The 13300-nt window shown below is 69.5% G+C and carries 13 protein-coding genes; 7 read left to right on the top strand and 6 right to left on the bottom strand.

Annotation, left to right across the window (positions count from 1 at the left end):
* Positions 1 to 20 precede the first annotated feature (20 nt).
* Entirely contained in the window at positions 21 to 1355 is a 1335-nt protein-coding gene (gene gltX / locus CV103_RS08870; RefSeq protein WP_107394688.1) for a glutamate--tRNA ligase, read from the top strand.
* Positions 1356 to 1386: 31 nt separating this feature from the next.
* Here the strand turns inward: gltX and feoB are convergent, their stop codons facing one another.
* The 4 genes from feoB to CV103_RS08850 all read right to left on the bottom strand — a co-directional run bounded on the left by feoB (position 1387) and on the right by CV103_RS08850 (position 5202).
* A complete protein-coding gene (gene feoB / locus CV103_RS08865) occupies positions 1387 to 3252 on the bottom strand; it encodes a ferrous iron transporter B (RefSeq protein WP_107394687.1) in 1866 nt (621 codons plus the stop codon).
* Complete coding sequence (locus tag CV103_RS08860) at positions 3249 to 3497, bottom strand: FeoA family protein (protein WP_084653402.1); 249 nt, start codon at positions 3495 to 3497, stop codon at positions 3249 to 3251. Before CV103_RS08860 ends, feoB begins: the two co-directional genes overlap by 4 nt.
* A gap of 63 nt (positions 3498 to 3560) precedes the next feature.
* Complete coding sequence (locus CV103_RS08855) at positions 3561 to 4223, bottom strand: COQ9 family protein (protein WP_107394686.1); 663 nt, start codon at positions 4221 to 4223, stop codon at positions 3561 to 3563.
* A 43-nt stretch (positions 4224 to 4266) separates the two neighbouring features.
* A complete protein-coding gene (locus tag CV103_RS08850; RefSeq protein WP_015458617.1) occupies positions 4267 to 5202 on the bottom strand; it encodes a DMT family transporter in 936 nt (311 codons plus the stop codon).
* Between the two features lie 56 nt (positions 5203 to 5258).
* Here CV103_RS08850 and CV103_RS08845 point away from each other — a divergent pair, with 56 nt between their 5' ends.
* Together CV103_RS08845 and CV103_RS08840 are read left to right on the top strand one after the other, a co-directional pair.
* Positions 5259 to 6335 (top strand): alkene reductase, encoded by a 1077-nt coding sequence (locus tag CV103_RS08845; RefSeq protein WP_107394685.1) that lies wholly within the window; start codon positions 5259 to 5261, stop codon positions 6333 to 6335.
* Positions 6336 to 6414: 79 nt separating this feature from the next.
* Entirely contained in the window at positions 6415 to 6900 is a 486-nt protein-coding gene (locus CV103_RS08840) for a DUF2721 domain-containing protein (protein ID WP_107394707.1), read from the top strand.
* A gap of 12 nt (positions 6901 to 6912) precedes the next feature.
* Here CV103_RS08840 and CV103_RS08835 read toward each other — a convergent pair whose 3' ends face one another.
* Positions 6913 to 7425 (bottom strand): hypothetical protein, encoded by a 513-nt coding sequence (locus tag CV103_RS08835; protein WP_107394684.1) that lies wholly within the window; start codon positions 7423 to 7425, stop codon positions 6913 to 6915.
* A gap of 116 nt (positions 7426 to 7541) precedes the next feature.
* Here CV103_RS08835 and CV103_RS08830 point away from each other — a divergent pair, with 116 nt between their 5' ends.
* On the top strand, positions 7542 to 8819 hold the full coding sequence (locus CV103_RS08830; protein WP_107394683.1) for an MFS transporter: 1278 nt from the start codon (positions 7542 to 7544) through the stop codon (positions 8817 to 8819).
* An 85-nt stretch (positions 8820 to 8904) separates the two neighbouring features.
* Complete coding sequence (locus CV103_RS08825) at positions 8905 to 9558, top strand: glutathione S-transferase family protein (protein ID WP_107394682.1); 654 nt, start codon at positions 8905 to 8907, stop codon at positions 9556 to 9558.
* On the opposite strand, the gene CV103_RS08820 is transcribed toward CV103_RS08825, so the two are convergent.
* Positions 9533 to 10939 (bottom strand): MATE family efflux transporter, encoded by a 1407-nt coding sequence (locus CV103_RS08820; RefSeq protein WP_107394681.1) that lies wholly within the window; start codon positions 10937 to 10939, stop codon positions 9533 to 9535. The two genes, CV103_RS08825 and CV103_RS08820, sit on opposite strands and share 26 nt — an antisense overlap.
* Positions 10940 to 11068: 129 nt before the next feature.
* Here CV103_RS08820 and zwf point away from each other — a divergent pair, with 129 nt between their 5' ends.
* Together zwf and pgl are read left to right on the top strand one after the other, a co-directional pair.
* Positions 11069 to 12526: a glucose-6-phosphate dehydrogenase gene (zwf, locus tag CV103_RS08815; RefSeq protein ID WP_015458610.1), complete on the top strand. Its 1458-nt coding sequence runs from the start codon at positions 11069 to 11071 to the stop codon at positions 12524 to 12526.
* Positions 12519 to 13226 (top strand): 6-phosphogluconolactonase, encoded by a 708-nt coding sequence (gene pgl / locus CV103_RS08810; RefSeq protein ID WP_070935189.1) that lies wholly within the window; start codon positions 12519 to 12521, stop codon positions 13224 to 13226. Before zwf ends, pgl begins: the two co-directional genes overlap by 8 nt.
* The last annotated feature ends 74 nt before the right edge of the window (positions 13227 to 13300 follow it).

The following is a 13300-nucleotide window of genomic DNA, read 5'->3' as shown; positions in this document are numbered from 1 at the left end:
GCGCTCAATCGGATCGAAGCATGACCGTGACCACCCGTTTCGCCCCGTCGCCCACCGGGCGGCTGCATGTCGGCAATATCCGCGCCGCGCTCCACAACTGGCTGTTCGCGCGCCAGCAGGGCGGCCGTTTCCTGCTGCGGCTGGACGATACCGATGCCGAACGATCGACCGAGGCGTTCGTCGAGGCGATCCGCGCCGATCTCGGCTGGCTCGGGCTGGTGCCCGATGGGGAGGAACGGCAGTCGCGCCGCTTCGCGCTCTACGAGGCCGCCTTCGATCGGCTGCGCGCGGCGGGGCGGGTCTATCCCGCTTATGAGACCCAGCAGGAACTGGACCTCAAGCGCAAGATCCTCGCCGGGCGGGGCCTGCCGCCGGTCTATGACCGCGCGGCGCTGGCGCTGAGCGATGCCGATCGCGCCGCGCTGGAGGCGGAAGGGCATCGGCCGCACTGGCGCTTCCGGCTGGACCATGACGAGCCGATCGCCTGGGACGATCTGATCCGCGGCCCGCAGCGCTTCGATCCGAAGCTGCTGTCCGATCCGGTCGTCCGCCGCGCCGACGGCAGCTGGCTCTATATGCTGCCCAGCGTGATCGACGATGTGGACATGGACGTCACCCATGTCGTGCGCGGCGAGGATCATGTCACCAATACCGGGCTCCAGCTCCAGATGTTCGCGGCGCTGGGCGCCACGCCGCCGGCCTTCGCGCACGAGGCGCTGCTGACCGGCAGCGAGGGCAAGCTTTCCAAGCGCCTCGGCGCGCTCGGCTGCGATGCCTTCCGCGAAATGGGGATCGAGCCGCTGGCGCTGCTGGCGCTGCTGGCGCGCATCGGCACCAGCGATCCGGTCGAGCCGGTGGCGACGGTGGACGAGCTGCTCCACGCCTTCGATTTCAACCGTTTCGGCCGTGCGCCCGCGCGCTTCGACCTGGAGGAGCTGACCGCGCTTAACGCCCGCATCATCCACCGCCTCCATTATCAGGATGTCGCCGATCGGCTGCCCGCCGGCATGGATGCCGCCGCCTGGCAGGCGATCCGGCCGAATATCGACAAGGTGGCCGATGCGGCGGACTGGTGGGCCGTGGTCGAAGGCCCGGTCGCGGCCCCCGCATTCGATGAACAGGATCGCGCCTATCTGGCCGAGGCGGCCGGCGTCGCCGCCGGTCTCGACTGGGCCGGCGATCCCTGGCCGGCGCTGACGACGCTGCTGAAGGATGCCACCGGCCGCAAGGGCAAGGCGCTGTTCCTGCCGCTGCGCCAGGCGCTCACCGGCCGGGATCACGGCCCGGACATGGCCGCGCTGCTGCCGCTGATCGGCAAGGACCGCGCGATCGAACGGCTGCGCGCGGCGGGGTGACCGGGGGAGGGCCGGCCTCCCGGCCTCGCGCCTATCCCAGCCCCAGCGCGGTCGCCGTCCAGAAGGTCGCGCCCGCCGCGATATAGGCCAGCACGAAGAGGTAACCGAGCGCGAACAGCGGCCAGCGCCAGCTATTGGTCTCGCGCCGGATCACCGCGATGGTGGACAGGCATTGCGGCGCGAACACGAACCACATCAGGAAGGCCAGCGCCGTCGGCAGCGGCCAGCGTCCGCTCAGCCGCTCCGTCACCGTTTGCTCCAGCACGGTCTCGTCATCGGATTCGATCGAATAGACGGTGCCGAGCGCCGCCACCGCCACCTCGCGCGCGGCCATCGCCGGGATGATCGCCAGCGCGATTTCATGGTTGAAGCCGATCGGCCGCACAACGGGTTCGAGCACCGATGCGATGCGGCCGGCGGCGGAATATTCCACCTGGCTCCGCCCCTCCGGCGCCTGCGGGAAAGAGAGGAGCAGCCACAGCAGCAGCGATGCCGCGAGGATCAGCGTGCCGGCGCGGCGCAGGAATATCCAGGCGCGCTGGGCCAGCCCGATCAGGATGTCGCGCGGGTCCGGCCACTGATAGCGTGGCAACTCCATCATGAAGGTGCCGGCGGCCCCCCGCGTCACGGTGCGGCGCAGGATGAAGGCGGCCGCCATCGCGCCCAGAATGCCGGCGATATAGAGGCCGAACAGCACCAGCCCCTGCAGGCCGATGCCGTAACCCATGTCGCGCGCCGGGATGAAGGCGCCGATAATCACGGCATAGACCGGCAACCGCGCCGAACAGGTCATCAGCGGTGCGATCAGGATCGTCGTCAGCCGGTCCTTCGGATCGTCGATGGTGCGCGTCGCCATGATGCCGGGGATGGCGCAGGCGAAGGAGGAGAGAAGCGGGATGAACGCCCGGCCGGACAGGCCGACGCCCGCCATCAATTTGTCCATCAGAAAGGCGGCGCGGACCATGTAGCCCGATGCCTCCAGCACGAGGATGAACAGGAACAGGATCAGGATCTGCGGCAGGAACACCACAACCGATCCGACGCCGGCGATCAGCCCGTCGACGACCAGCGATCGCAGCAGGCCGGCGGGCAGGGCATCGGTCGCGGCGCCCTGGATCACGGAAAAGCCGTCCTCGATCCAGCCGATCGGCGCTTCGGACCAGGCGAACACCGCCTGGAACATCACGAACAGCAGGGCCAGCAGGATGGCGAGGCCCGCCACCGGGTGGAGCAGCACGCGGTCGATCCGCTCGGCCGCGTCGCGCGTCACCTCGGGCCGCGTGGTCGCCGCCGCGGCGATGGCGCGCGCGCGCCGCTGGAGCGCGGTGTAGCTGGAATGTTCGGCGGCCTCGGCCACCTCCGGCGCGACCGGCGCGGCGTTCGATCCCACCGCCTTGCCGAGCGCGGCGCGCAGCTCGTCCAGCCCGCGCCGGCGCACCGCGACCGTGGGGACCACGGGGATACCCAGCTCGCGCGCGAGCATCTCGGCATCGATGGTCAGCCCGTCGCGTTCGGCCATGTCGACCATGTTGAGCGCCATCACCGTCGGCAGGCCGAGGGCGACGAGCTGGAGCGCGAAGCGCAGATGATTGTCCAGGTTGCCGGCATCGACGACGATCACGATCGCCGCCGGCGGCCGCTCGCCCGCCTGGTGGCCGGTCACGACGTCGCGCGTCACCGCTTCGTCCGGGCTGCCGGGATCGAGGCTGTAGGTGCCGGGCAGGTCGACCAGCTCGACCGGGCGGCCGTCATCCAGCGAGAAGCGGCCCGATTTCCGCTCCACCGTGACGCCGGGATAATTGCCCACCTTCTGGCGGGCACCGGTCAGGGCATTGAAAAGGGCGCTTTTGCCGGCATTGGGATTGCCGACCAGCGCGACGAGCGGGAGGGGATTCATGCTTCGTGGCCGGTGACGCTTATCGCCAGGGCCACGCGCCGTCGCAGCGCCACCGTCATCCGCCCCACCCGGCAGGCGACGGGATCGCTGCCGATGGGGCCGGTGTGCAGCTTCTGCACCACCACGCCTTCGTCGAAACCGAATTCCCGCAGCCGCTTCGCCTCGGCCGGGCCGATTCCGTCCCAGTCGATCGCGGAAACCGTGGCGTTCCGCCGCAGCGGCAGTTCATCGAGACGCAAGATCATCACCCGCAAGTCAATATTCTGCGAGTGATTATCAATAGGACGGAGAAAAGGCCAGCCCGATCGTCACCGCACAGGATAACGCAGCCGGCCCAGGAAGCGCGCCGGGCTGAAATGGCGATCGGGATCGGGCTTCAGCTGCGCCTTCAATTTCTCGAACCGCATCACATTGTCGATCCGCCGGGCCAGGAAGGCGCGGGTGTCGGCGAAATCCTCGCTCTCGTCGTCGAGGAAGGCGAGCAGGGTCGCGCCATAGACGGCGGCCAGCGTCGCCCGCTTGGTATAATAAGCGAAGTCGGTGGCGGTATCGCCGGCCGCCCGCCACATCACATCGGCGGCGCGCCAGCCCAGCTTCGCGCCGTGGGCGGCATGGGCGGGGCGGGCGAGGATGGAAAGCGCGCGGCGCAGCGCCTCGCGGTCGGGATCGACCAGTTCGAGCCGGGTGGTGACCAGTGCCGAGATTCGCTCGCGGATCTTCATCGCCGCCAGCGTCTCGCCCGGCAGCCTTTCCGCCATCGTCCGGTCGACATAAGCGAACCAGGCGTCGATCATCGCGACCGCGCCGCCGCGGAAGGCGAGCGCCGCCTGCCCCGGCGGCAGGCCGATCTCCGCCCCGGCGGCGTCCAGCGCCGCGGCGCTCCAGCCGTCGAAGGCGGCGTGTCGGGCGAGGCGCGGCGCCAGCGCCTGGCGGATTTCGTCGAGCGTGAGGTCGGGTGCGGTCTCGGTCATGGGCGGAGCATAGGCCGGTGCGCCGCGCGCGCCAACAGCGGCGTCAGGCCGGGCGCGATCGATCGGGCCGGCGCACCAGCACCAGGGCGACGGCGATGGCGACCGCGCCGATGCCGTCCACCACGCCCAGCCGCTCGCCATAGGCGATCCAGCCGACGGCGGCCGCCACCACCGGCTGGATCAGCAGGCCGATGCCGATCACCAGCGGCGGCAGATGGCCGATCGCATAGACAATCAGCCCCTGGCCGATCACCTGGCTGCCGATCGCCAGCAGCAGCAGCGGCGTCCAGTTGCCGGGCCGGATCGCCTCGCCCATCAGCATGGCGAAGATGAGCAGCGGCAGCGTGCCGAACAGGGTCGAAAGCGCGATCGTCGGCAGCGGCGCCAGCCGCCCGCGCGCCGCGCCCACCGCGACGAGATAGAAGGTGTAGAGGATGCCGGCGAGGATGCAGAGCAGGTCGCCCACCAGATTCTGCGGCGAAAGCTGGTAGGATCGGCCCATCAGCAGCACCGCGCCGGCCGCCGCCAGGATCAGCGCGAATATCTGCGTCCGTCCCGGCATCGCGCGGGCGATGATGAAGCCGTAGATCGGGAAGGTCAGGCTGGTGATGTTGCCGAACAGGGTGGCGTTGGCCAGCGTCGTGTGGAGGATGCCGACATGCCAGGATGCGAGGTCGGCGGCGAAGAAGAAGCCGCCGCACGCCAGCACCGCCCACAGCCGGCGCGGCATCGCCGGCACCGGCTGGCCCGCCGCCCGGCAGAGGATCAGCAGCAGCGGCGCCGCGATCGCCAGCCGCCAGAATCCCGCCGCCACCGGGCCGACATCGGCCAGCCGCACGAACCAGGCGCCGAAGGCCAGCGCGACGTTCGCCGCCACCATCGCGGCGAAGGCCAGCGCCCGGCCACGACCGCGCCCGCCGTCACCCCGTTCCCGGCTTTCTTCCGCAGAAGTTAATCTTGACGCATCCGAATCGTGCATCGCGCCATCTGGCTGCCTATGTCGGTGCAGTCCAGTTTCAAAAAGGGACCTAAGCCATGCCGTCGCTGTTCGATCCCATCCGCCTGGGCGCCGTGGAAGCGCCGAACCGTATCCTGATGGCGCCGCTCACCCGCGCGCGCGCCACCCGCGATCATGTGCCGACGCCGATCATGGCGGAATATTATGCCCAGCGCGCCAGCGCCGGCCTGATCCTGTCGGAAGCGACCGGCATCAGCCAGGAAGGCACCGGCTGGCCGTTCGCTCCCGGCCTGTGGAGCGACCGGCAGGTGGAAGCGTGGAAGCCCGTGACGGAGGCGGTCCACAAGGCGGGCGGGCGCATCTTCGCCCAGCTCTGGCACATGGGCCGCATCGTCCATCCGAGCTTCATCGGCGGCGCCGCGCCGGTATCGGCATCCGCGACCACCGCGCCCGGCAAGGCGCACACCTATGACGGCAAGCAGCCTTATGCCGAGGCGCGCGCGCTCAGGCTCGACAAGATTCCCCGGCTGATCGACGATTATGCCCGCGCCGCGCGCAACGCGCTGGCCGCCGGCTTCGATGGCGTCCAGCTCCACGCCGCCAATGGCTATCTGATCGATCAGTTCCTGCGCGACAATTCCAACCATCGCGACGATGCCTATGGCGGCCCCGTCGCCAACCGCATCCGCCTGCTCGCCGAAGTGGTGGAGGCGCTGGCCGGCGTCGCGGGCGCGGGCCGCACGGCCGTCCGGCTCTCGCCCAATGGCGAGATCCAGGGCGTGGACGACAGCGACCAGAACGCGCTGTTCACCGCCGCCGGTGCCGCGCTCGACGGCTTCGACCTCGCCTTCCTCGAACTGCGCGAGCCCGGCCCCCAGGGCACCTTCGGCGCATCGGATCGGCCGGCGGTGGCGCCGTTGATCCGCAAGGCCTTTTCCGGCCCGCTGGTGCTCAATTCCGATTATGTCGGCGATACCGCGCAGGCGCTGCTGGACGATGGGATCGCCGATGCCGTCAGCTTCGGCCGCACCTTCCTCGCCAACCCGGATCTCCCCCACCGGCTGGCGAACGGGCTGCCCCTGCAGAAGGATGATCCGCGCACCTGGTACAGCCAGGGCAGCGAAGGCTATACGGATTACCCCGCCGTCGCCTGATGGCTGATCGGATACGGCGCCGCCGCCATCGCCGCGGCGGCGCTTGACGGCCGGTCGCGGCGCCCGCAATCCTGCGGGGATGCTGCCGCCATCCAACGTCGCCGTCGCGGAAATCGCGCACACCATCCAGCTTGCCGTGGCGCCCGTCTTCCTGCTGGCGGGCATCGGCAGCATCCTCAACGTGCTGGCCGGCCGGCTCGCCCGCGTCGTCGATCGCGCCCGCCAGCTCGCGCGCGAATTCACCCCCACCGATCATCCCGATCACGAGGCGCAGGTGCATGAGCTGCGGCTGCTCGACCGGCGGATCATGCTCGCCAACATGGCGATCTTCCTCTGCACGGCCAGCGCGGCGCTGATCTGCGCGGTGGTGGCCGGCCTGTTCATCGCCGATCTCACCAGCCTGGGCTTCGCGCGGACGATGGCCTTCGGCTTCATCGCGGCGATGCTGCTGCTGGTATCGGGCCTGTTCCTGTTCCTGATCGAGGTGCGCGTGGCGCTGCTCACCATCCGCGTGCGCGAGGGGCTGCTGGAACAGCGCACCAACCGGCGCAGCTGGCGGCGCTGATCCTGCGCCCGGTTATTTGCGGCAATCCTCCACCACCCGTGCCACTTCCGCCCAGGCGGGGATGGTGAGCGCGGGCAGGCCTTCCGTGTCGATGCGGAAGCGCCCGCGGCTGAAGGCCATCCAGTCCAGCAGGCCATCCGATGCCGCCAGCCGGGCGGTCAGCCCCTGCGCGGCCGGCGTCGCGGGCAAGCGGCGCTTGCCGTAGCTGGTCGTCACGTCGATCCCGTTCGCCGTGCTTCCCGCCGGCGCGGCGCGCGAAAGCAGGATCGTGCGATCGGCCTGGCAGGCCAGCACCAGCTCCGCCGGCTGCCCGGCCACGCCGAAGCGCGCCGTGCCGCGATCATAGCGCCAGTCGCCCGGCGTCAGCGGCGCATCCTCCCAGGCCAGGGGCGACGGGGGCGGGGGAGGCGCGGGGGCCGGCGGCGGTGGCGGCGGCGGCGGGGCCTCGGGGGCGACGCATCCGGCGACGGCCAGAAGGGCGATTGCCGTCAGCGCGGCGCGGAAGGAAAGCGGGAACCCAGCCATGTCAGCGGAATGATCGATCTCGGCGCATCTGAAAAGCCCTGTCTGTCGCACCCGATCGGATTGCCCGGCCGGCCTATCCCCGTCATATCCGTGCTGAAAAGGGCAGGGGATGGTGAATGGCGCACGGCGCACGGCGGCTGAGATCGATCATCGGCGGATCGGCGGGCAATTTCGTCGAATGGTATGACTGGTTCGCCTATGCCTCGCTCAGCATCTATTTCGCGCCGGCCTTCTTCCCGGAGGACAATCCCACCATCCAGCTGATGAACACCGCCGCGATCTTCGCGGTCGGCTTCATCATGCGGCCGGTGGGGGCGTGGGCGATGGGCATCTATGGCGATCGCCATGGCCGCAAGGCGGGGCTGGCCCTGTCGGTGGGGCTGATGTGCGCGGGATCGCTGCTGATCGCGCTCGCGCCCACTTATGCCGCCGCCGGCTGGGCGGCGCCGGTGCTGCTGGTGTTCGCGCGCATGCTGCAGGGGCTGAGCGTGGGCGGCGAGTTCGGCGCCAGCTCCACCTATCTCAGCGAAATGGCGACGGCCGAACGGCGGGGTTTCTGGTCCAGCTTCCAATATGTCACGCTGATCGGCGGCCAGCTCGCGGCGCTTGGCGTCCTCATCGTCCTGCAGGCGCTGCTGGACGAGGCGGCGCTGGAAGCCTGGGGCTGGCGCATCCCCTTCGCCTTGGGGGCGGTGCTGGCGCTGGGCGTGTTCCTGTTCCGCCGGGGCCTGGCCGAAACCCGGCAGTTCGCCGCGATCGATCGCGACGCGACGCCCGCATCCTCCGCGCGCAACCTCTGGGCCGGGCATCGCCGCGCGACGCTGATGATCGTGGCGATGACGATTGGCGGCACGCTCGCTTTCTATGCCTATACCACCTACCTCCAGAAATTCCTGGTCAACAGCGCCGGCTTCTCCCGGCCGCAGGCGACCGCGATCACGGCCGCCGCGCTCGCCGTCTTCATGCTCCAGCAGCCGCTCTGGGGCTGGCTGTCGGACAGGATCGGCCGCAAGCCGCAGATGATTTTCTTCGGCGTCACTGGCGCGGTCACGACGGTGCCGATCTTCCACGCGTTGGCGGATGCGGGCGATCCCGTGACCGCCTTCTGGCTGGCGCTGATCCCGCTCACCTTGATGTCGGCCTACACGTCCGTCGGCCCGATCACCAAGGCGGAGCTTTATCCCGCCCATATCCGCACGCTCGGCGTGGCGCTGCCTTATGCGCTCGCCAACACCGCCTTCGGCGGCACCGCCGAATATGTCGCCCTGTGGCTCAAGAATGCGGGCGTCGAGGAAGCCTTCTACTGGTATGTCTCCGCCGGGATCGCGATCGCGCTGATCGCCTTCGTGGCGCTGCCCGATACCCGCCGGATCAGCCAGATTTCGGACGACTGATCCGGGGAGGAAGGCGGCCGATCGGCTTCCGGTTGCCAGAAGGCGGCCTTGCCGCGCATCGTGCGGCCATACGGAGGCCTTCGCGATGAGCATCACCATCACCGCCTTCGAACGCTCCCCCGATCGCGGCCGGGGGCTGGCGCGCGACATGCGCGTTCGCTGGGCGCTCGAAGAAACGGGCCAGCCTTACGACGTCCGCCTGCTTTCGTTCGATGCGATGAAGGAGCCGGCGCATCGCGCGCTTCACCCCTTCGGGCAGATTCCGACCTATGAGGAAGGCGACCTCGCCCTGTTCGAGTCCGGGGCCATCGTGCTGCACATCGCGGAGCATCATGCCGGCCTGCTGCCGGACGACGCGAACGGCCGGGCGCGCGCGATCGCCTGGATGTTTGCCGCGCTCAACACGGTGGAGCCGCCGATCGTCGACCGGGCGATGGCCGTGCTCCTGGAGGCCGGCAAGAGCTGGCACGAGGAACGCCTGCCTCTCCTCGAGGATCGCGTTCGTGGCCGGCTGGCCGAACTTTCCAGCCGGCTCGGCGATGCCGACTGGCTCGACGATGCGTTCAGCGCCGGCGACCTGCTGATGATGACGGTGCTGCGCAGGCTGAACGGATCGGGCCTGCTGGAGGAACATCCCAACCTTTCCGCTTATGTCGCCCGCGGCGAAGCGCGGCCGGCCTATAAGCGCGCCTTCGCCGATCAGCTCGCGATATTCACCGTCCGCCCGTCGATCGGCTGACGGCGGGGCCGGCATCGACCAGCCCGATCCGCTCGCGCAAGGCCCAGCGCGCCGTCATCAGCACGGCGACAATGGCGAGGCCGAGCGCGAGGCCCGTCCATATGCCGACCCCCGCCCAGCCGGCGTGGAAGGCCAGCCACGCGCCGAAGGCCAGCCCGATCAGCCAGTAGCCGACCAGCGCGAACAGCATCGGCACCGTCGTGTCGTGCAGGCCGCGCAGCATGCCCGCGCCCACCGCCTGCGCGCCGTCGACGATCTGGAAGAGCGCCGCCAGCGCCAGATAGGATATGGCGAGCCTCACCACCTCGGCATTGGCGGGGTTGTGGGCATCCAGGAAGATGCCGATCAGCAGCCGGGGTGCGGTGATCATCAGGATCGCGGTCAGGCCCATGAAGCCCACGCCCATCGCCCAGGCCGTCCAGCCGGCGCGGCCCATCGCGATCCGGTCGCGCCGCCCCACCGCCAGCCCCACCCGCACCGTCGCTGCCTGCGCCAGCCCCAGCGGCACCATGAAGGTGACGCTGGCGATCTGGATGGCGATGGCGTGCGCGGCCAGCGGGTCCTGCCCCAGCAGCCCCATCAGGAACATGGCGGCGTTGAACACCGTCACCTCCAGCCCCAGCGTGATCGCGATCGGCAGCCCCAGCCGCCAGACGGCGCGGAAGCGCGGCCAGTCCGCCCGCCAGAAATGGCCGAACAGGTGGAAACGGCGGAAGCGCGGATGCACGCTCACCACCGTCGCCAGCCCCACGAACATCAGGCTGTTGGCGATGGTCGATCCCAGCCCGGCGCCGACAAGGCCTAGCTGCGGCATGCCGAACCCGCCCAGCACCAGCCCGTAATTGATGACGGCGTTGGCGATCACGCCGCCCACCGCGATCACCAGCGACCAGGCCGGCCGTTCCAGCGCGGCGACGAACACGCGCAGCACCAGATAGAACATGTAGGGCAGCAGCCCCCACATCATCGCGCGCAGGAAATGTCCGCCGTCCGCCGCTAGCGCCGGTTCCTGGCCGAGCAGGAGGAGCACCCGCTCGCCCTGCCACAGCAGCAGCCATAAGGGGACGACCACCGCGACGGCCGCCCACATCGTCTGCCGCACCGTGCGCCGGACGTCGCGCACCGCGTTGAAGCGCGCGCCCACGGCCTTGGCGATCATCGGCGATGCCGCCATCACCAGCCCGCTGCCGATGACGACGCAGGCCATCATCAGGTTGGTGCCGAGCGCGCCGGCCGCCAGCTGCCGCGCGCCCAGCCGGCCGAGCAGGATCACGTCGGTCGCATGGATCGCCGCCTGGGCGAGGTTGGTCAGGACCAGCGGCCACGCCAGCGCCAGCGTCGCGCGCATCTCGTCGCGCCAGGGGGTGGGGGACCGGTTCATGCCGGGCCTTCTATCGGCGCGGGAAAATTTGTCACGCGCGGGCCGTCCGGGCTTTGACGGATGCGCCCGAAACGCGCAGATATGCCGGCGTCCGGTTCGACCGGGCCTACCCGATCGAAAAGGAATCCCATGACGAGTGGAGCGCGTGGTCTTCTGTTGTTCGGCGCCACCGGCGATCTGGCGCAGCGGATGCTGCTGCCCTCGCTGTTCGCGCTCCACGCCGAAGGGCTGATCGCGCCCGATCTCGCCATCACCGGCACGGCGCGCAGCGGCCTGGACGATGCCGGCTACCGCGCCTTCGCGGGCGAGGCGCTGGAAAAGCATGTCCCGGAAGAACGGATGGCGCGCGATGCGATTCCGGGCTTCCTGAAGCGGCTGCATTATGTTCCGCTCGATGCGTCCAACCCGGAAGGCTATGCCGCGCTGGGCAAGAAGGTGGGCGCCGCGCGGGAGAATCTCGCCATCTTCCTGTCGACCGCGCCGCAATTGTTCGAGCCCACGATCGCCGGTCTTGCCTCTGCCGGTCTGGCCGGTGACAACGTTCGCATCGGGCTGGAAAAGCCGCTCGGCACCGATCTCGCCTCCAGCCGGGCGATCAACGATGCGGTGGCGGCGGTCTTCCCCGAGGCCAGGACCTTCCGCATCGACCATTATCTCGGCAAGGAAACCGTCCAGAACCTGCTGGCGCTGCGCTTCGCCAACCTGATGTTCGAGCCGCTGTGGAACGCCGCCGGGATCGAGCATGTCCAGATCACCGTATCGGAAACCGTCGGCCTCGAAGGGCGGACTGCCTATTTCGACGGATCGGGCAGCCTGCGCGACATGGTGCAGAACCATATGCTCCAGCTGCTCGCCCTGGTCGCCATGGAGCCGCCCGCCCATTTCGATGCCCGCGCCGTGCGCGACGAGAAGGTGAAGGTGCTGCGCTCGCTCCGCCCGATCGATCGCGAGACCGCGCTCACCCACACGGTGATCGGCCAATATGCCAAGGGTGCGGTCGGCGGCGTGCCGGTGCCCGGCTATGTCGAGGAGCTGGGCCGGCCTTCGGATACGGAGACCTTCGTCGCCCTGAAGGCGCATGTCGATAACTGGCGCTGGAAGGGGGTGCCCTTCTACCTGCGCACCGGCAAGCGCATGCCCAACCGCCAGTCGGAGATCATCATCCAGTTCCGCCCCGTGCCGCATTCGATGTTCGCCGAGCGCGGCGGCCGGGTGCATGCCAACAAGCTCGTCATCCGCCTCCAGCCCGAGGAGGAGATCCGCCTGCTGGTGATGGCGAAGGAGCCCGGCCTCGATCGCGAGGGCATCCGCCTGCGCGAGGTGCCGCTCGATCTTTCGCTCACCACCGCCTTCGCCGGCAGCCGGCGGCGCATCGCCTATGAACGGCTGCTGCTCGACCTGATCGAGGGCGATCCCACCCTGTTCGTCCGCCGCGACGAGGTGGAGGCGCAGTGGGAATGGGTCGATGCGATCCGCGATGGCTGGACGGCGAACGGGATGACGCCCAAGAGCTATCCGGCGGGCACCTGGGGCCCGTCGGCGGCGATAGCGCTGACCGAACGTGACGGAGTGAGTTGGCATGATTGAAGCGGAATGGTGGGATTATGACGATGCCGATGAGATGGCCGATGCCGTCGCCGGCGACGTCGGCTTCATCATCGAAAGCGCACTGGACGCGCGCGGCCAGGCCCTGATCGCGCTGCCGGGCGGCAAGACGCCCGCGCCGGTCTTCGCGAAGCTGGCGAACGCGAAGATCAAGTGGAAGAACGTCACCATCATCCCCACCGACGATCGGCTGGTGGCGGTCAATGATCCGCTGAGCAATGTCGCGATGATCGCGCGCACCTTCCTGCCGCTGGGCGCGCGGGTGATGCCGATCGTCAGCGAGGCCGCGACCGATCATCACGCGGCCGGCAAGGCCGCCGACGCGCGGCTGCAGGATCTGCACTGGCCGCCCGATCTCGTCTGGCTGGGCATGGGCGCGGACGGGCATACCGCCTCGATCTTCGCCGGGCCGGATCTGGACGAGGCGCTGAACGGCCCCAAGGCGCGCCGCGCGGTGGGCGTGCTGCCCGATCCGCTGCCGCCCGAGGCCCCCGTCGCCCGCGTCACGCTGACCCGCGCGGCGATCCTTTCGGCGCGCACCATCCTCATCACCCTTTCCGGCGACGCCAAGCGCAAGGTGCTGGAAAAGGCGATCGCGGACGGCCCGCTTTCGACCGTGCCGATCGGCCGGGTGCTGGCCGATGCCGAACAGCCGATCGATATCCACTGGTCCGCGGCATGACTGATCTTCACCCGATTATATCGTCAGTTACGTCTCGGGTGGTGGAGCGGTCGGCGGCGGGGCGCCGGGCGTAT

Source organism: Edaphosphingomonas fennica, assembly GCF_003034225.1.
In the GTDB taxonomy this organism is placed as follows: Bacteria; Pseudomonadota; Alphaproteobacteria; order Sphingomonadales; family Sphingomonadaceae; genus Sphingomonas_E; species Sphingomonas_E fennica.
This window is presented reverse-complemented; position numbering and strand designations above follow the sequence as displayed.